Annotated in this window: 18 protein-coding genes; 7 read left to right on the top strand and 11 right to left on the bottom strand. The window is 63.3% G+C overall.

Annotated elements, in window-relative coordinates:
* Positions 1 to 659 precede the first annotated feature (659 nt).
* Both QCE83_RS31190 and QCE83_RS31185 read right to left on the bottom strand, forming a co-directional pair.
* On the bottom strand, positions 660 to 2,177 hold the full coding sequence (locus tag QCE83_RS31190) for a HAMP domain-containing sensor histidine kinase (RefSeq protein ID WP_309820196.1): 1,518 nt from the start codon (positions 2,175 to 2,177) through the stop codon (positions 660 to 662).
* Positions 2,174 to 2,905 (bottom strand): response regulator transcription factor, encoded by a 732-nt coding sequence (locus QCE83_RS31185; RefSeq protein ID WP_309820194.1) that lies wholly within the window; start codon positions 2,903 to 2,905, stop codon positions 2,174 to 2,176. The genes QCE83_RS31190 and QCE83_RS31185 overlap by 4 nt, the downstream gene beginning before the upstream one ends.
* 160 nt (positions 2,906 to 3,065) lie before the next feature.
* Between QCE83_RS31185 and msrB the strand changes: the two genes are divergently transcribed.
* From msrB to msrA, 3 genes are read left to right on the top strand one after another with little or no spacing between them, the layout of a single operon-like run.
* A complete protein-coding gene (gene msrB / locus QCE83_RS31180; protein ID WP_309820192.1) occupies positions 3,066 to 3,590 on the top strand; it encodes a peptide-methionine (R)-S-oxide reductase MsrB in 525 nt (174 codons plus the stop codon).
* 36 nt (positions 3,591 to 3,626) lie between these two features.
* On the top strand, positions 3,627 to 5,462 hold the full coding sequence (locus tag QCE83_RS31175) for a cytochrome c biogenesis protein DipZ (RefSeq protein WP_309820191.1): 1,836 nt from the start codon (positions 3,627 to 3,629) through the stop codon (positions 5,460 to 5,462).
* Between the two features lie 43 nt (positions 5,463 to 5,505).
* Positions 5,506 to 6,216 (top strand): peptide-methionine (S)-S-oxide reductase MsrA, encoded by a 711-nt coding sequence (gene msrA / locus QCE83_RS31170; protein ID WP_309820189.1) that lies wholly within the window; start codon positions 5,506 to 5,508, stop codon positions 6,214 to 6,216.
* Here msrA and QCE83_RS31165 read toward each other — a convergent pair.
* Positions 6,180 to 7,307 (bottom strand): aminotransferase class I/II-fold pyridoxal phosphate-dependent enzyme, encoded by a 1,128-nt coding sequence (locus QCE83_RS31165; RefSeq protein WP_309820187.1) that lies wholly within the window; start codon positions 7,305 to 7,307, stop codon positions 6,180 to 6,182. The genes msrA and QCE83_RS31165 overlap by 37 nt on opposite strands.
* 96 nt (positions 7,308 to 7,403) lie before the next feature.
* On the opposite strand from QCE83_RS31165, the gene QCE83_RS31160 reads away from it, so the two are divergent.
* Entirely contained in the window at positions 7,404 to 8,297 is an 894-nt protein-coding gene (locus tag QCE83_RS31160; RefSeq protein WP_309820185.1) for a LysR family transcriptional regulator ArgP, read from the top strand.
* 17 nt (positions 8,298 to 8,314) lie between these two features.
* On the opposite strand, the gene QCE83_RS31155 is transcribed toward QCE83_RS31160, so the two are convergent.
* The 4 genes from QCE83_RS31155 to QCE83_RS31140 form a co-directional block, all read right to left on the bottom strand.
* Positions 8,315 to 8,692 carry a DUF427 domain-containing protein gene (locus QCE83_RS31155; protein WP_309820182.1) on the bottom strand — a complete coding sequence of 126 codons (378 nt, stop codon included), beginning with the start codon at positions 8,690 to 8,692 and terminating at the stop codon, positions 8,315 to 8,317.
* 152 nt (positions 8,693 to 8,844) lie between these two features.
* Positions 8,845 to 9,180 (bottom strand): DUF4148 domain-containing protein, encoded by a 336-nt coding sequence (locus tag QCE83_RS31150; protein ID WP_309820179.1) that lies wholly within the window; start codon positions 9,178 to 9,180, stop codon positions 8,845 to 8,847.
* Positions 9,181 to 9,283: 103 nt separating this feature from the next.
* Positions 9,284 to 10,177: a ketopantoate reductase family protein gene (locus tag QCE83_RS31145; RefSeq protein WP_309820177.1), complete on the bottom strand. Its 894-nt coding sequence runs from the start codon at positions 10,175 to 10,177 to the stop codon at positions 9,284 to 9,286.
* A 199-nt stretch (positions 10,178 to 10,376) separates the two neighbouring features.
* Positions 10,377 to 10,655 carry a hypothetical protein gene (locus tag QCE83_RS31140; protein ID WP_309820175.1) on the bottom strand — a complete coding sequence of 93 codons (279 nt, stop codon included), beginning with the start codon at positions 10,653 to 10,655 and terminating at the stop codon, positions 10,377 to 10,379.
* On the opposite strand from QCE83_RS31140, the gene QCE83_RS31135 reads away from it, so the two are divergent.
* Together QCE83_RS31135 and QCE83_RS31130 are read left to right on the top strand one after the other, a co-directional pair.
* Positions 10,654 to 11,364, top strand: a complete 711-nt coding sequence (locus tag QCE83_RS31135) for an FCD domain-containing protein (RefSeq protein WP_309820173.1) — start codon at positions 10,654 to 10,656, stop codon at positions 11,362 to 11,364. The genes QCE83_RS31140 and QCE83_RS31135 overlap by 2 nt on opposite strands.
* A 229-nt stretch (positions 11,365 to 11,593) precedes the next feature.
* Positions 11,594 to 12,067, top strand: coding sequence for a ferritin-like domain-containing protein (locus tag QCE83_RS31130; protein ID WP_309820171.1), 474 nt, complete (start codon positions 11,594 to 11,596; stop codon positions 12,065 to 12,067).
* Between the two features lie 91 nt (positions 12,068 to 12,158).
* Here QCE83_RS31130 and QCE83_RS31125 read toward each other — a convergent pair whose 3' ends face one another.
* Positions 12,159 to 12,815 (bottom strand): peroxiredoxin, encoded by a 657-nt coding sequence (locus tag QCE83_RS31125; RefSeq protein WP_309820169.1) that lies wholly within the window; start codon positions 12,813 to 12,815, stop codon positions 12,159 to 12,161.
* A 421-nt stretch (positions 12,816 to 13,236) separates the two neighbouring features.
* Between QCE83_RS31125 and QCE83_RS31120 the strand changes: the two genes are divergently transcribed.
* Positions 13,237 to 14,736, top strand: a complete 1,500-nt coding sequence (locus QCE83_RS31120; protein ID WP_309821189.1) for an amino acid permease — start codon at positions 13,237 to 13,239, stop codon at positions 14,734 to 14,736.
* Positions 14,737 to 14,791: 55 nt separating this feature from the next.
* Here QCE83_RS31120 and QCE83_RS31115 read toward each other — a convergent pair whose 3' ends face one another.
* Genes QCE83_RS31115 through QCE83_RS31105 form a run of 3 tightly spaced genes read right to left on the bottom strand, consistent with a single transcriptional unit; the run spans position 14,792 to position 17,935 of the window.
* Entirely contained in the window at positions 14,792 to 15,100 is a 309-nt protein-coding gene (locus tag QCE83_RS31115; protein WP_309820167.1) for a hypothetical protein, read from the bottom strand.
* Complete coding sequence (locus QCE83_RS31110; RefSeq protein WP_309820166.1) at positions 15,087 to 16,919, bottom strand: carbamoyltransferase; 1,833 nt, start codon at positions 16,917 to 16,919, stop codon at positions 15,087 to 15,089. The genes QCE83_RS31115 and QCE83_RS31110 overlap by 14 nt, the downstream gene beginning before the upstream one ends.
* Positions 16,920 to 16,936: 17 nt before the next feature.
* Entirely contained in the window at positions 16,937 to 17,935 is a 999-nt protein-coding gene (locus QCE83_RS31105; protein WP_309820164.1) for an SGNH/GDSL hydrolase family protein, read from the bottom strand.
* Between the last annotated feature and the right edge of the window lie 17 nt (positions 17,936 to 17,952).

The following is a 17,952-nucleotide window of genomic DNA, read 5'->3' as shown; positions in this document are numbered from 1 at the left end:
TTGAACGTAAGCGTCGCCCTATTGTGACTTCGTGACTTTCGCGACTCGTGCGGCTTGTGATGCACCGATAAGATAACCACCGGTTTCCCGAGCTGGAACAATGCAAGCAACAGTTCAAGCAAGTGATCGACGATGCGAAACAGCTTTACGCGAAAGAGCCCTGCGCGCTGAAGCCCAGCCTGGCATGGAGAACGTCTAGGGACGCTGTTGTTTGACCGCTGTTATTTGACATTCAAGGCCGCGGTCCGAGACCTGCAACTCGCTTACATGCTAGCAAACATACAGGGGGAAACCAAGGAGAGTTTTCCATATGGGAAGTATTCCGGCCTTATTGTTTTCCGCGTGAAGGCTGCGATGCCACGGCACTTGCCATTCAGGATCGTCCAGTACAACACCAGCATTAAAGGCGTAGGGAAAAAATGCAATGCGCCGTCCATGCATTCCTTAAGACTGGTTTAAGGCGAAGAGACTAAAACGTCTCTTGTGGCGCGAGCAAGCAATCGTCTCAATGCATCGGGAGGAGCGAGCCGCGCGACGCTTCAGATCCGCACGTCCACGCGGATGGTCTGACCGGGCACCGCTTCATGCGCATCCCAACGGCGCTACAGGCGAGGTGATGACCATCCCATTCAGCCCGGCAGTCACATGCCGGGTTTTTTTTATGCAGGCCGGGCCGGCGCCGCGTCTTCCCGCATGCGTGCGCTGGCCGCCGGCAGATCGAAGCGAAACGTGGTGCCTTGCGGGCCGGTGTCCATCAGCCTGATCTGGCTGTCATTGAGTTGCAGCATGCGCTGCACGATGAGCAGGCCCAGACCGCCCCGATGCGTTCCGCCAGACGTGAAAGGCCGCTGGAACAGCGCATCCCGCATGTCGGGCGGAATGCCGGGTCCGGTGTCGCTGACCGTGATGCAGACGCGACCGCCCTCTTCTTCCAGGTTGCCGAGCGTGACGTTCACGGCGCCTTGCGGCGGCGTATGACGGATGGCGTTGTCGAGCAGATTGGTGAGCACCCGCTCGATCATGCCGAGATCGCCCAGCACGCTGGGAAGGCGCGGCGCGAGGTGCGCATTCAGCTGTACGCCGCGCGACTGAGCGGGCAACTCGAACTTTTCGAACACGTCCTGCAGGAGATCCGGCAGTGAAAAGGCTTCACGTTCGAGCGCGACCATGCCATGTTCGAGCCGCGCCAGTTCGAACAGCGACTGCGCGAGATGACCGACCTTCGTGCTTTGCGCCAGCGCGATGGACAAATAGCGGCGGCGCTCGGCGGCGGCAAGCGACTCCGACTTGAGCGTCAGCGTTTCCAGATAACCATGCAGCGATGCGAGCGGCGTACGCAGGTCGTGCGAGATATTCGCGACCATCTCGCGGCGTTCGCGATCCTGCCTTCCCAACTCGCGCCATTGCTCGCCGATGCGCGCCGCCATTTGCGCGAACGCACTTTCCAGCACGACGATCTCGTCGCGTTCGTCTGCCACTACAGCCGCCGGCAATGCGGCAAGCGGCGGCTCGCCGGGCGCGGCGCTCGCATCGAAGCGGCGCATCGCTTCGGTCAGGCGCCGCAACGGCCGGGTCACGAGCCCGAACGCCACCACGCCCGCCACCAGTCCGAGCAGCGTGACGAGTCCCATCGACGCAAGCGTGGTACGCAGCACCGCACTCGCCGACGCCTTCGCCGCCAGCGCATCGTGCTGTTCGCCGAGCAGCACCACATACACATAACCGAACGGCGGCTGACCCGCCACGCCCAGCGGCGCCGCACTGAAAACCTTGCGCTTGTCGTCGCTGCGCGGATCGTCGCCGAGAATGGGCAACGCGTCGCCCTTCAGGAAACGTTCGATGGGCGCGAGATCGACACGTTCGCGTTTCAGATGGCCCGGCGGCGCGTCGTCGGCGCGGATACGGCCCGTGTTGTCCAGCAGATAGACTTCGACGCTCGGATTCACCACCATCAACTGGCTGAAGAGACGGCGCACCGCGGGCGCGTCGATATCCTTCGCGTCCGCCAGCGCGCCGTCGTGTGCAACGTGGGTGGCGAGACTGCGCGACAGGCTCTGGATGACTTCCTTCTCGCGCAGATCGCTTGCCCGGATTTGCAGCCACGCCGATGCGCCGCAGCACGCCAGCAGCAGCCCGCAGAACACGGCGAAGAGCCGTTGCGACAACGTCAGCTTCACGATGCGGCTCCCGGCTCGCCGGCGCTCTGTGCCGCAAGCTTGTAACCATGTCCCCACACGGTGAGGATGCGCTGGGGATCGGCGGCATCGCGTTCGACTTTCGCGCGCAGCCGGTTGATATGCGTGTTGACGGTATGCTCATAACCTTCATGCCGATAACCCCACACGGCATTGAGCAGGTCCATGCGCGAAAACACCTTGCCCGGATGGCGCACGAAATGGTGCAGCAGATCGAATTCGCGCGGCGTGAGTTCAATGCGCGCGCCATCGACCCAGGCTTCGCGCGCGAGCGGATCCATCGCGATGCCGGCGGCCTCGATACGTCCTGCTTCGAGCCGTGAATCCTTCGCAACGGCATCGACGCGGCGCAGCAGCGCCTTCACGCGCGCCACGAGTTCCAGCACGGAAAAAGGCTTGGCGAGATAGTCGTCCGCGCCGAGTTCGAGGCCCAGGATGCGATGCACTTCGCTTGACCGCGCGCTCGTGATGATGATCGGCGTATAGCGCGTCATGGCGCGTGCGCGCCGGCAGATTTCGAGGCCGTCGACGCCCGGCAGCATCAGGTCGAGGATCAGCGCGTCCCAGCCGCCCTGTTCGAGCAGCCGCAAACCTTCGGCGCCGTCGGCGGAATGCACGACTTCATAGCGTTCGTCGCGCAGGTTGAGACTCAGCACGTCGGCGATATGCATGTCGTCTTCGACGATCAGAATGCGTTTCGGTTGGTCCATGGGCAAAGGTGCGTGGCGGATCGCGAAGAGGCGCGCCCTGCCGTCATTGTGCAGAAAAGCGCGCGGCCAAGTATCACATTTAATTTAACTTTCGGTGAGGACTCGGAGATGCACGCGCGATTAGCATGAGGCCATTCCAGTCCACGACCAGGATCACGCCATGCCAAGTCGCCGCCGCTTTCTCCTGACCGGCACCGCGGCCGCCGCCTCAGTTCTCGCGCTGTCGGGCCGCTTCCGCGCCCTCGCCGGCACGCCGCCGCAGGGTGCGATGCAGGCCGCCGCGCCGGAGCGCTTCGAGATCGTCCATAGCGACGACGAATGGCGCCGCCTGCTGAGCCCCGTGCAATTCGACGTGTTGCGCCGCGAGGGCACCGAGCGCCCCTACACCAGCCCGCTGAACGACGAACATCGCGCCGGCACCTTCAGTTGCGCGGGATGCCGGCTCGCGGTGTTTTCGTCGCAGACCAAGTTCGAGAGTCACACCGGCTGGCCGAGCTTCTGGGCGCCGCTCGATCACGCGGTCGCGACGCGTCAGGACGGCTCGTTCGGCGTATTGCGTACCGAAGTCCATTGCCGGCGCTGTGGCGGCCATCTCGGCCACGTATTCGACGACGGCCCGAAGCCTACCGGTCTGCGCTACTGCATGAACGGCGTGGCGATGACCTTCAATCCCGGCGCGGCCTGACGCGCCGCTACGACAACCCTTAGAAGCGAGCTCATCATGTTGCTGATCGTGTTGGCCTATCTCGGCGGCGCGCTGACGATCCTCAGCCCGTGCATCCTGCCAGTTCTTCCTTTCGTGTTTGCGCGCGCGGATCAGTCCTTCGTGCGTAGCGGCCTGCCCCTGCTCGCCGGCATGGGCCTGACGTATGCCGGCGTCGCGACGCTCGCCGCCGTGGGCGGTGGCTGGGTCACGCAGGCGAACCAGTATGGCCGCTGGGCCGCCATCGCGCTGCTCGCCGTGTTCGGCCTGACGCTGCTGCTCCCCCGCTTCGCCGACCGCGTGATGCATCCGCTGGTCACGCTGGGCAACCGTCTGACGGCCTACGCGCAGAAGGGCGACGGCAAGCCTGGCATCGGCGGCTCGGTGGTGCTCGGCATCGCGACGGGCCTGCTGTGGGCGCCCTGCGCCGGCCCGATCCTCGGCCTCGTGCTGACCGGTGCGGCGCTGCATGGCGCGAGCGTCGGCACGACCCTGCTGCTGCTCGCCTATGCGGCCGGTGCGGCGACCTCGCTGGCGGTGGCGCTGCTGATCGGCGGACGGGTGTTCGCGGCGATGAAGCGCTCGCTCGGCGCCGGCGAATGGGTGCGACGCGGACTTGGCGCGGCCATGCTGCTCGGCGTCGTCGCGATCGGCTTCGGCCTCGACACGGGCGTGCTCGCCCGCGTCTCGACGGTGGCCACCGCGGGCATCGAACAGCAGCTCGTCGACAAGTTCTCGAAGGGCAATGGCGCGATGATGATGTCGGCGCAGAAGCCTGCGCCTGTGCAGAAGCAGGACGCCGGCGAAGCACCGCAAGCGATGATGCGCGCCAGCACTGGCATGCAAAAAACCGCGGCGTCGGGCCTGCCTGTGGAAGGCGTGCTGCCGCCGCTGGATGGCGCGGTGCAGTGGCTCAATTCGCCGCCGCTCACCCGTGAAGCGCTGCGGGGCAAGGTGGTGCTGGTCGATGTCTGGACGTATTCGTGCATCAACTGCCTGCGCACGCTTCCGTATCTGAAGACGTGGGCGCAGAAATATCGCGATCAGGGACTGGTGGTGATCGGCGTGCATGCACCGGAGTTCGCCTTCGAGCGCAATATCGACAACGTGAAGAAGGCGACACACGATCTCGGCATCGACTATCCGGTGGCCATCGACAATAACTACGCGATCTGGCGTGCGCTCGACAATCAGTACTGGCCGGCCCATTACTTCGTCGATGCCAACGGCAACATCCGCTATCACCATTTCGGCGAAGGCGAATATGCGGAGTCCGAGCGCGTCATTCAGGAGCTGCTTGCCGAAGCGGGACATGGCGCGCCGCCGTCCGCTGCCATGACGGCCTCGCCGCAGCACGACGCCGCCATCGGCCAGGGCGCGATGATGCAGGCCGACAACGCGGACATGCGCTCGCCGGAAACCTATATCGGTTACGAACGGGCATCGCAGTTCATGTCGCCCGGCGGACAGACGCCGGACCGCCTGCACGATTACGCCGCGCCCAAGGCACTCGACACCAACGACTGGGGCCTCACCGGCGCCTGGAGGGTGGGCGCGGAGCATGCGACGCTGGAAGGCGCGTCGGGGCGCATCGTCTACCGCTTTCATGCGCGTGACCTGCATCTGGTGCTCGGTCCGTCGAAGGACGGCAAGCCGGTGCGGTTTCGCGTGAGCATCGACGGCGCGGCGCCGGGCGCATCGCACGGCAGCGACATCCAGGCCGACGGCAGTGGTACCGTGAAGGAACAACGCCTGTACCAGCTCGTGCGGCAGACCGGTCCGTTTGCGGATCGCACGTTCACCATCGAATTTCTCGATCCCGGCGTCGAAGCCTACGCATTCACGTTCGGTTGAATCCCGCATCAGCGGATACAGCGTGTGTCACCAGGAGCAATCCATGTTGAAAACCAGCAAGTCTTTCAAGGTCGCGAGCGTGGCGGTGCTGTTCGCGGGCGCCTTCGCGTTGCAGCGTGTCGCGCATTCGAGCGAGGAAGCGGTAAAGATTCCGCCGCCCGCCCACGACGAAACCGCCGGCTCGGTGCATAGCGAAACCGCCGTGTTCGCCGGCGGTTGTTTCTGGGGCGTTCAGGGCGTGTTCCAGCACGTCCGCGGCGTCAAGGAAGTGATGTCCGGTTATGCGGGCGGCGCGGCGAACACGGCTCAGTACGAGCGTGTCAGCGAAGGCGATACGGGTCATGCGGAATCCGTGCGCATCACCTACGACCCGGCGCAGGTCAGCTACGGCAAGCTGCTGCAGATCTTCTTTTCGGTCGCGCACAATCCGACCGAACTCGACTATCAAGGCCCCGACCACGGCACGCAATATCGCTCGGCCGTGTTCCCGACGAATGCGGCGCAGCGCGAGATTGCCACCGCGTATATCGCTCAGCTCGACCGCGCGCATGCTTATGGCGGCAAGATCGTCACGCGGGTCGAGGACTACAAGGGCTTCTATCCGGCCGAAGGCTATCACCAGAACTATCTGACGGAGCACCCGGAAAGCCCGTATATCGCCATCAACGATCTGCCCAAGGTAGGAAACCTCAAGCAGATGTTTCCGGGTGTCTGGCGTCAGGATGCGGTGCTGGTGACGGTCGCGTCCAAGTAGGCGTCGAGGATGGCGAGCGCCTCGGGCAAGTTGCGGCGGCCGAAGCCGAGACGCACGTGCGCATCGCCATGATCGATCAGCGTGGACGGCAACAGCAGCACGCCGGTCCGTTCGAGCAGTTCGGAACAGAAGCGCGCGGCATGGACCTGCTTCAGACGCACGAAGCCGATCGTCCCCGCGCGCGGGCGATGCCATTCGACATGACGCGCATGACGCAGGAAGAGGTCATCGAGCAGCCGGAGATTGGCGCGCACGATCTCCAGGTTGCGCGCCAGCAGCGCGTCGCTGTGCCGCACGGCAAGTGTAGCCAGATATTCGCTCGGGGCGCTGTTGCTGATGGTGAGATAGTCCTTGAACGCGCTCATGCGTTCGAGCACCTCGGCGCTGTGCGTCGCCACCCAGCCGAGCCGCAGGCCTGCCAGTCCGTGCGTCTTCGAAAGCGCACCGAGCGATACGGCGCGTTCATAGACGTCGCAGGCGGCCGGCAGGCGATCGGCGGGATCGTGCTCCAGCCCGCGATACACCTCGTCGCTGAACAGCCATAGCTGATGCCGCCGGGCGAAATCAACGATCTGTTCGAACGCTTCGCGCGGCGGCAGATATCCGGTCGGATTGTGCGGCGCGCAGATCACGAGCGCACGCGTGACGGGCATGACAAGTGTTTCCAGTGCGTCGATATCGGGCGCCCAGCCATGCGTTTCGCGCGCCATCCACGCCGACACCCGCACGCCCGATGCCTCCGCCACCGAATAGTGCGACTGATAGCCCGGCATCTGGACGATCACGTGATCGCCCGGCGCGAGCATCGACTTCATGAACGAATAGATGGCTTCCTGCGCGCCGGTATGCACGATGATCTGGTCCGCACTCACGCTGTCATACAGCGTCGCCAGTTCACGGCGCAATGCAGGCGCGCCGGGATACTCAGTATAGCCGAGCCAGGTGTCTCGGAGTCCGTCGAGCGCGTTCGGCTCGAAGTCCAGCAGTTCGCCCACCGACATCGATTCTGGATCTGAACTGCACAGCAGATGGCGCGCGGTGAACTCGTGTTGCGCGAAGTAGCGTTCCAGCTTGAATGGCGTCGGTTGCATGATGCGTGGCTTGATCGGGAGCGAAGAAAGCCGTAGTCTGCGCGTTCGAGGCGCTTTAACAAAGCTCATTTTCCTAATCCCGATCAAGGAACGCTAATGCTGGACTATGCCCTTCTGAACGCGCTGCTGGCCGTGGTCCGCACGGGTTCGTTCGAACGTGCCGCGCGCGAGCTCAGCATCACGCCTTCGGCGGTCTCGCAGCGGGTGAAGCTTCTGGAAGAGCGCGTAGGCAGTCTGCTCGTGCGGCGCGGACAGCCCTGCGAAGCCACGGCGTCCGGTGCGCTGCTTTGCCGTCACACGGAACGCGTCCAGTTGCTCGAAGCGGAACTCGGCGGGCGCATGCCGGCGCTGCCCGGTGCATCGGGCGAACGGCGCGCGCGGCTGCGCATCGCCGTGAACGACGACAGCATGAGCACCTGGTTTCTCGCGGCGGCGGCGGAGTTTTGTGTCGAGCGGGAGGTGCTGCTGGATCTCGTCGTCGATGATCAGGATCACACGGCGCAGCGCATCCGCGACGGCGATGTACAAGGCGCGGTTACCACGCTGGCCGAGCCCGTGCCCGGCTGGCGTTCGATGAAGCTCGGACGCATGCGCTATAGCGCGGTGTGCGCACCCGCGTATTTCGCGCGGCATTTTGCACACGGTCTGACACGCGAGGCCTTGCGTCAGGCCCCGTGCGTGAACTTCAACGACAAGGATGAATTACAGCGGCGCTTCATCCGGCGCGTGACGCGCGCGGACATCCATCCGCCCGCTCACGTGGTGCCGCATGGCGCGGGCTTCGTGAGTGCGTGTACCACGGGAATGGCCTGGGGCATGTGCCCGCGGCGCCTCATCGCGCGCGAACTGGAAAGCGGCGAGCTCGTGGAGATGTCGCCGGGCGTGCGCTTCGATGTCGATCTGCACTGGCAAAGCTGGCGCCTGGCTGTCGGCTGGCTGGACGACTTCAGCGCGATGCTGAAGCGCCATGCCAAGCTGTTGCTCGACTGATGCGCCTTGAGTGAGTCTCAGCGCTCGAGCGTTTCGAACGAGTCGACGCGGTCTCTATAGAACGCCAGATGTTCCTTGATCGCCGCGACCGCTTCATACGGTGTCTCGTAGGTCCACACCGCATTGACCGACTTCTGTCCACCCGCAGGAATGCTGTAATAGCTGCACTCGCCTTTGTAAGGGCAATAGGTGCTGTGTGTCGTGCGTTCTAGCTGCGCCATGTCCACATCCTTGCGCGGCACATACAGCACTTCCGGATACGTGCTCTCGCGAAGTCCGAGCGCTTCCGTCGTATCCGCGATGACGCGGTCGCCAACCTTGACGATCACGCGCAAGGGACTACGTTCGATGGTGATCGGATGATCCGGTCCAGGAATCTTTACGGCTTTGTCCATGAGTCTCAGCCTCGTGAAGCGCGCCCAATGCACGCAGACGAAGCGATGGTAGCGCCCTCGCGCGCGGCTTGCACCAACGACAAAAGCGCAGCCGCGTTTCCGCGACTGCGCTTCGCTTGCCAATCCCGCACTTAAGGGAAGATACGGCCGGATCAGTGGCCGAAGTAGACTGGCTTGGTGCCGTCGTTATCCATCGGGCGCATCGAACGCATGCCGGCCGCCGATGTGCCCGCCCGCGTACCGCCGTAGGAATTCATATCGGCGTTATAGCCATTGCCGTTCTGGCGTTGAACGCGGCCCTCTGCGGCCTGAATATCCTGCGGGTACGAGGTCTGATCCGACTGCGACGGGTCATAGCCTGCTGCCTCGACTTGCCGCAGATCCTGCTTCACCTGGGCGCGCGTCACGCTCGAATCGGATTGTGCGAATGAGAGGGCCGGCGCCACCACAACGGCGGCAACGGCCACGGCCTTGAGCAAGGATTTCATGGTGATCCTCCGGTATGTACAGTTCGCGCAGCGATTTTTCTGCGCGTACTTCATACTCAGCATCGGGCGTGCCAGAGGGTCAGGGAATTCCCGCATTCACACCCTAGGAGGCCTTGCTTTCAATCAGCCTGACGAGCGTATGCAATACGCGATTGGCCGGGGTCGGCACACCCAGCGCTTCGCCGCGCCTTAAGATCAGACCATTGAGGTGATCGATTTCACTCAGCTTGCCGCGCGCGAGATCCTGCGCCGTGGACGAGTACTGGTTCGGCATGGTTTCCGCGATGCGGCTCACCGCGACATCCACGTTGCCGGGGATGGTCACGCCTTCGGCCTTCGCGACGGCCAGACATTCATCCACCACGTCGCGCATCGTGCGCGTGACGCCCTCGCCCTGAACCAGCTTGCCATACGGCAACTGCGTGATGGCCGAGAGTGCGTTATAAGCGCAGTTCAGCACGAGCTTGGCCCAGAGCGCACCGCGTACGTTGTCGGAGATCTCGGTGGGCACACCCGCCTCGATGAACGCGCGTGCCACGTCCTCGCTTCGTGTCGATGGCTCGATCACGAGTTCGCCACGGCCGTGATGCCGGATATGTCCGGGAGCGGCCATTTCGGACGCGACGTACACCACGGCGGCCGCCGCTTCCTGCGGCAGCATCTCACGCAGACGCGCCGCATTCTCGACGCCGTTCTGTAGCGAGAGCAACAACGCATCGCGTTCGAGATGCGGCTCGAGTGCGCGAGCGGCGCTTTCGGTATCGGTGGACTTCACGCAGAAGAGCACGAGTTGCGCGCCCTTCACCGCGCTCGCCTGCGTGCTGGCCGCAACGGCTACGCGCTCATCGAATTGCTGGGTGTCGAGCCGCAGTCCTTCACGTTCGATCGCTTCCACATGCTGCGGCCGTGCGATCAGCACGACCTCGTGACCCGCGCGCGCCAGCATGCCGCCGTAATAACAACCCACCGCGCCCGCGCCCATCACCGCGACTTTCATCTCGCCTTCTCCTCATTGCTTGGCGTTGCATTGGCTCGCCACGGTAACACAGCGAAGCGGCTAAGCCACACGCAACGCTAGCGAAGATGCGCAAACGCTTGCGCCTGTCGAAGCAAATCGCGTCATGTTGGGTATCGCCGCAAGTTTGTGTGCGGACGCACCATAGTCAGTCGAATTCGCGGTGAACCATATTGTTAAATCAGGCCATACGGATATACGCTTCTTTCAGTGGATTGACGATGCCATCCGCAGGGGAACCGAGCGCCAGAATCTGGCTGCATTCGGAAGCGCATCGTCGACAGTGATCCCGGGGATCAATACACGGCAGGCCGCAGGGCAGGCACGTCGCGGGCGCATGGAAGCGCATGAAAGGCGCGGGGTGCACGCTGCCGGAATTCGAAAAGGCGCGGATCAACCGTTCGGGGATGAGCGGCCGGAAGCCTTGAAGCGTGGGCGATTTCACGAGAACAAAAAACATGAATCATGGTTATGAAGCATCGCTCGTCAAGCGCGTGGTGAATCAACTCGTCGCAAGCATCGTGAACGGTGAATACCAGGACCATGTCCTGCCGCCGCAAGTGCTGCTTTCGAAGAAGCACGGCGTGAGCCGCACCATCATGCGCGAAGCGCTGAGCGTGCTGATCTCGCGACGCATGCTCGACGTGCGGCCCAAGACCGGCACGCGCATCAAGCCGGTCAGCGAATGGCTCGTAATGGATGCCGAAGTGGCAGAGTGGCGTCTGCGTGTCCAGCCTGATCCGGACTTCGTGCGCCGCCTCATGGACTTTCGCACACTGGTCGATCCGCCCGCCGCCGCGCTGGCTGCGACCCGCGCGAACCGCCATCAACGCATTGCCATCAACGCGGCGTTCCAGAAGCTGCTGCACACGAGCCCGACCGAAGCGCTGCAATCCACGGCGGAGGATGCGTTGCAGGCCGCCATCGTCGATGCGAGCGGCGACGAGTTGCTGCGGCAGATGGGTTGCGTCGTGCGCATCGGCATCAAGACGATGAAGGCGGCCTTGCGTTTGCAACCGCATGCACTACCGCGCGTGCCGGAGAGCCAGCTTGGCGAATACGGCCGGCTCGTGCGCGCGATCGAACTCAATGACAGCGATGCCGCACGCGAGGCCATGACGCAAGTGCTCGCGCGCAGTGCCGCGCTGTGGACCGAAGAGCTCGTCTGACACCCTCTTTCAAGCTGTTTTCCCGCACTGCCGCAAAGCCGCTCCTGCAAGCCGGGAGCGCATCTTGCGCGCCTCCTTGAGCCCTGGGGCAGCGCTTTCGACTCGCATGCGCCGTTCGCGTGACTACAATGAGTGAAGCCCCAGGTGAAGTCCCGCGTGCGAGTGCGCATGCGCATTCGCCCTGCGGCGCGCTCGTGCGTTGACATACGTTCAAGACACGGAGGCAGGCATGGCAGAAATCGACAAGGAACAGGTCGTCGGCGTCCTGAACCGGATTCTCGAATCCGAACTCGCAGGCGTCGTGCGCTACACCCACTACTCGTTTCTGGTGTTCGGCTTCGGCCGTATTCCGATTGTGTCGTGGTTGCGCGCGCAAGCCGACGAGTCGCTGATGCATGCGCATCAGGCCGGCGAATGGATCACCACGCTCGGCGCGTATCCGTCGCTGACCATCGGACCGCTGCTCGATACCCACACGTTCGACATCTCCACCATCCTGCGCGAATCGCTCCAGTCCGAGCAGGTTGCGCTGGGTCACTATCGCGAATTGCTGCGGATCGTGGAGGACCGCTCGGTCGCGCTGGAGGAGTATGCGCGGCAGATGATCCAGGTCGAAGAGCTGCATGCGGGCGAAGTCGACAAGATGCTGCGCCGTCCCGGCGAAGTGGATACCGCGCCCGAGCGCCGCACGGGCCACCACTGAGCTATGCCTTTCCGAAACAACAAGCTGAAAAAACAAGCGCCGGCGCCGCTCGCGGCGGTCCGGCGCTTTCAGGATGCCAGGTGAACGGCGCTTACTTCGGCTGAGCGACCGTGCGCAGATAAGGCTTCAGCGTCTTGAAGCCGTCCGGATACTTCTTCTTCGCATCGTCGTCGGACACCGATGTGGGGATGATCACGTCATCGCCCGGCTTCCAGTTCACCGGCGTGGCCACCGTATGCTTGGCGTTGAGTTGCAATGCATCGAGCAGACGCAGCACTTCGTCGAAGTTGCGGCCCGCGCTCATCGGATACGTGAAGGTGGCCTTCACCTTCTTGTCCGGACCGATCAGGAATACAGCGCGAATCGTTGCATTGTCGTTGGCGGTGCGCGGGCTGCCGCCGCTCGCGTTCGGATGGATCATGTCGTAGAGCTTCGCCACATTCAGATCCGAGTCGCCGATCATCGGATAGTTGACCGCGCTGCCCTGCGTTTCCTCGATATCCTTCGCCCATTGCGCGTGATTCGTCACGGGGTCGATGGAAAGACCGATGACCTTGGTATTGCGCTTGTCGAATTCGGGCTTGAGCTTCGCCATGTAGCCAAGCTCGGTGGTGCAGACCGGTGTGAAGTCCTTCGGATGCGAGAACAGGATCGCCCAGTGGTCGCCAATCCACTCGTGAAAGCGAATCGTGCCTTCGGTCGTTTCCGCCGTGAAATCGGGCGCTTCATCACCAATGCGAATAGCCATATCAAATCTCCACATATAGAAAGAACCGGTGAACATTCTGCATTCGGCAGCAATGGTTTCCGGGTTGAAACACTGAAAGTGCAACAGTCACGCCGATTATAGTGCGCGACGCCGGGCCCGCGCTTCCGGCTTCCAAAGTCCTTGCGCGCCGTGTGGCCTTATGTCGCTACAGTGCGAGGTGAACGCCCGTTTCACTGCGGCACGTTTCCTGCTGCCCTCGTGCTGTTTTGCAGACCTTCCGACGGCGTTGCTCGAATTCGCCGGTGAAATCTGCTATTACGGAACGACGCCAGCCGTTGAAACATGAGTTGGCGAGAAGTGGCAGGACCGCGCAAGACCCGCATTCGAACAGGCGGACAGCCTTCGCCGTGCCAACGGGCGCGGCCGCCCTGCCGCCGCACAGGAGGCGATCGTGACCGTCATGCAAAGAAAATCCATCGCTACGCTTCAGGACGAAGCCGACGCGACCGACGACGCCATGCAGGAACACGGCGGCCATGCGCTGAAACGTTCGCTCAGCTCGCTGGACGTCGTGATGCTGGGCATAGGCTGCATCATCGGCGCGGGCATTTTCGTGCTGACGGGCCATGCTGCTGCGACCAATGCCGGCCCGGCGATCATTCTGTCCTTCGTGCTCGGGGCGATTGTCTGCGCGCTGGCGGGACTCTGTTATGCCGAGATGGCTTCCACGGTGCCGGTATCGGGCAGCGCCTACACGTATGCCTACGCGACGATGGGCGAACTCATCGCGTGGCTCATCGGCTGGGATCTGATACTCGAATATGCGGTCGGCGCGACGACCGTTGCGATCGGCTGGTCGGGTTATGTCGTGAGCTTCCTGCATTCGCTCGGCATCGACATACCCGCGCAGTTCGCGGGTGCGCCCTTCTCATACGAACCCGGACACGGCTGGAGTCATGCCGGCGCGGTGCTCAACATCCCCGCGATGGTGATCGTCGGACTGATTACGATCCTGCTCGTGGTCGGCATCCGCGAATCGGCGCGCGTGAACAGCTTCATCGTCATCATCAAGGTGCTGATCGTGCTGGCCTTCATCGGCGCGGGCATCGCCTATGTCGACACGGGCCACTGGGTCACCGCGAAAAACCCCACCGGCGCGTTCATTCCGCCCAACACCGGCGAATCCGGCGTGTTCGGCATGAGCGGCGTGCTGCGCGGCGCGGCGGTGGTGTTCTTTGCGTATATCGGCTTCGATTCGGTGTCGTGCGTCGCGCAGGAAACCAAGAACCCGAAACGCGACATGCCGATCGGCCTGCTCGGCTCGCTTACCATCTGCACGATTCTCTATGTGCTCGTGTCCTACGTGCTCACGGGCATCGTGCCCTACGACAAGCTCAACGTGTCGGACCCGATCGCGGTGGGCGTCGATGCCATCGGCATGCGCTGGCTCTCGCCCATCGTCAAGCTCGGGGCGATCTTCGGCCTGACCTCGGTGATCCTCGTGCTGCTGCTGTCGCAGCCGCGCATCTTCTATTCGATGGCGAGAGACGGCTTGCTGCCGCCGTTCGCGTCGAAGATTCATTCGCGCTTCCACACGCCCTACATCACGACGATCATCACCGGCCTCATCGTGATGGTGCTCGCGGGGCTGCTGCCCATCGGGCTGGTCGGCGAACTCGTGAGCATCGGTACGCTGTTCGCCTTCATGGTGGTCTGCATCGGCGTGCTGGTGCTGCGCATCACGCAGCCCGAGCTGAAACGCTCGTTCAAGACGCCGGCGGTATATGTGGTCGCGCCGCTGGGCGCGCTGTCATCGCTGTTCCTGATGGCGGGGCTGCCGGCCGATACGTGGATACGGCTCGTGGTGTGGATGGCGATCGGCGTCGTCATCTACTTCGTGTACGGCATCCGTCACAGCAGACTGCGCGATCAGCGCGGTGCGCAGCCGGCGCGTCACTGAGACAACAAAGAGCCGCCCTTGCAGGCGGCTCAATTTTTTCGTGCATCGAAAGCGTTCAATACATGGCGTAAATGAAGTTCGACACCTGTTGCGTCGCCTCATCGGTGGCGTGCAGTTCGGCGGCCATGCTGCGCCATTCGGGTTCGAGCGCCGCAAGCGACTCGAGTCCCTGGCGCCTCCAGATGTCCACGAGCGAGCCGATCATGTCGTCCTCGCTCACAATGGGCTCGGGCTCGAAGACATCCTGCAGATAGGACGCGCACTCGGCATCGAAGGCCGTGGGAATGAAGGCTTCTACTTCCGGCTTCAAGGCCGCGAGCCGTTCGGCGAAGAACTGGTTCAGGTCGGCATCAGTCAAGTTCATACTCCTTCTTCCAGGATTCATCCATCTCGACGGCAGCCTGCTCGTTGCGATAGAGGATGTAATTGCCCAGCACGAGCGCGTCGATCTCGGTGCGCATGAAACAGCGGTAGGCGTCCTCGGGCGTGCAGACGATGGGCTCGCCGCGCACGTTGAACGACGTGTTCACGAGCACCGGACAGCCGGTGAGTTCATCGAATGCGCGCAGCACCGAGAACATGCGCGGATTGACATCCTGCGTCACCGTTTGGATACGCGCGCTGTAATCGACGTGCGTGATCGCGGGCACGTCGCTGCGCACCGCGTTGACGATCTCCAGCATGTCCTCCGGATCCGCGGCGTCCTTCGGCGTGACACGGTGCGATTCCTTCACCGGCGCGACCAGCAGCATGTAGGGACTGTCCGCGTCGATGTCGAAGTAGTCAGACGCGCGCTCCTTCAGCACGATGGGCGCGAACGGGCGGAACGACTCGCGGAACTTGATCTTCAGGTTCATGCGCGACTGGGTATCGGCGGCGCGCGGATCGCCGAGGATGGAACGCGCGCCCAGCGAACGCGGGCCGAATTCCATGCGCCCCGAGAACATGCCGACGATCTTCTCCTGCGCCAGCAACGAAGCCACCTGCCGCGCGCCCTCTTCGCCGTCCGGCAGCGCATGGAACACCGCGCCTTGACGCTGCATGAAGGAGAGGACTTCATCGTCGCGATACGCCGGGCCGATGAAACTCCCGCTTTGCGCATCGCTCTGCGGCGTGACATCAGGACGCGTCCCGCCGAGCACGTTGAAGTCCGCAAGATACGCCGCGCCGATGGCGCCGCCCGCGTCCCCCGCGGCGGGCTGGATCCAGATCTCGTCGAATATGCCTTCGCGCAGGATCTTGCCGTTGGCGACGCAATTGAGCGCCACACCGCCCGCGAGGCACAGCTTGTTCGCGCCGGTGAGTTGCCTGAGCCCGTAGCACAGCTTCACCATGACTTCCTCGGTGACGGCCTGGATCGATGCCGCGAGATCCATCTCGCGTCGCGTGATGCGTGATTCGGGCGTGCGCGGCGGACCGCCGAACAGTTCATGAAAGCGTGCATTGGTTAGCGCGAGGCCGCGATGGTAGTCGAAGTAATCGAGGTCGAGACGGAATGAGCCGTCCGCCTTGATATCGATCAGATGCTGGCGGATCTTGTCGGCATAGACCGGCTTGCCATAAGGCGCGAGGCCCATCAGCTTGTATTCGCCGCTATTGACCTTGAAGCCGCAATAGAACGTGAAGGCGCTGTACAGCAGGCCGAGCGAATGCGGATAGCGGATTTCCTTGAGGATATCGAGCTTCGAACCGCTGCCGAAGCCCAAGCTGGTCGTGGACCATTCGCCGACTCCGTCCACGCACAGCACCGCCGCGTCCTTGAATGGCGACGGAAAGAATGCCGAGGCTGCATGCGAGTAATGGTGCCGCGAGAAATAGATCGGCACGTCGTCGCACGCGAGCATTGCGCGGATCTGTTCCTTGAAGTACGGCTTGACGCCGAAGAACGATTTGACCGCCTTCGTGAAGAACGCCTGCGACTCGGGCGCGAAGGCTATCGATGAGCGGATGATGCGGTCGGCGGTCAATGCCGGATCGTCATAGAACGCGATGGCCGAGAGATCCGTGCCGTCGATCTCCGCCTCTTCGAGACAGTAGTTGATCGCGCCCGCCGGAAAGCCCGGGTCGTGGCGCTTGCGCGTGAAGCGCTCTTCCTGCGCCGCCGCGACGATCTCGCCATCCTTGAGGATCGCCGCCGCCGAGTCGTGATAGAAGGCCGAAATGCCGAGTACGTAGCGTGCCATTGTCGTTATCCGATGGGTTATTCAATGATCGGCCGAAGCTGGTTGGCCAGCGCTTCGCCGACCGCCCGGTGCGCGGGCGGTGTCATATGCACGTCGCCGCGAAAACGGAAGCCGCGGCGCGTCTCGTCGTCGAACTTCCACAGGTCGTCCACGACGTGATGCACCGGCACGCCGCACTCGGCCGCCAGTTCGTCGAAGCGCTTGCGCACGCCCGCATAACTCGCGGTCTTCTCGACGTACTGATACACCGGCAGCACGGCGATCAGCACCGGCACCTTCACTTCGGCGCTCCAGTGCAGCAGGATCGCGCGCAGCAGCTTCCACGCGTGACTGTCGGCCGAGTCGTATTCCGGCAAGGGCTGGAAGCGCGTGAGCTTCTGCACCTTGTCCTTGAACTCCGGTCCCATGCCGTTCACCATCTGGCGCGCCTTGGAGAACAGGCCGCCGCCCGGCGCGGGCGACTGATCGGCCTCGCGATGAAACGGCTGCGGCACGGGCACGCCCTGCAGGTCGATCGCGCCGCACTCCGACAACTCGAACCACGGCTTCGGCACATAGAGCGGCGCGCCCTCGCGATCCGACCATTCGCGATGCTTCATCACGTTGCGCTGGATGTTCTCCACCAGCACGCTGATGACCACGGCATCGAAGTCGATCTTCTTCGCGAACTCGCGATACACCAGGTATTGCTGGTCCGTGCCGCTGCCGGACAGGCCGAAGTTGAGCACTTCCGTGTCGGGCAGGTTGTCTTCCAGCACGTCGGAATAGCGCTTGCCGTTGCTGACGCCGTCGCCGGCAGTGAAGGAATCGCCGAACACCAGCACACGGCGCGCGCGATTCTTCTGCGGTGTCGCTTCGTGATTGCAGCGAAAGCCCGCGCCGTTCGTCTTGACGAGATAGCCGCCGCCCTCATGCGGTATCCGCAGCTTCAGACCCGGCACGAAGCGATAACCCAGCATCTCGTCGTACTGCATCAGCTGCCGGTGCAAGGGCGGCGCTTCTGCGCGTGCATTCATCGGTCTCTCCCGTTCGC

This window comes from Caballeronia sp. LZ034LL, from assembly GCF_031451215.1.
Taxonomy (GTDB): Bacteria; Pseudomonadota; Gammaproteobacteria; order Burkholderiales; family Burkholderiaceae; genus Caballeronia.
This window is presented reverse-complemented; position numbering and strand designations above follow the sequence as displayed.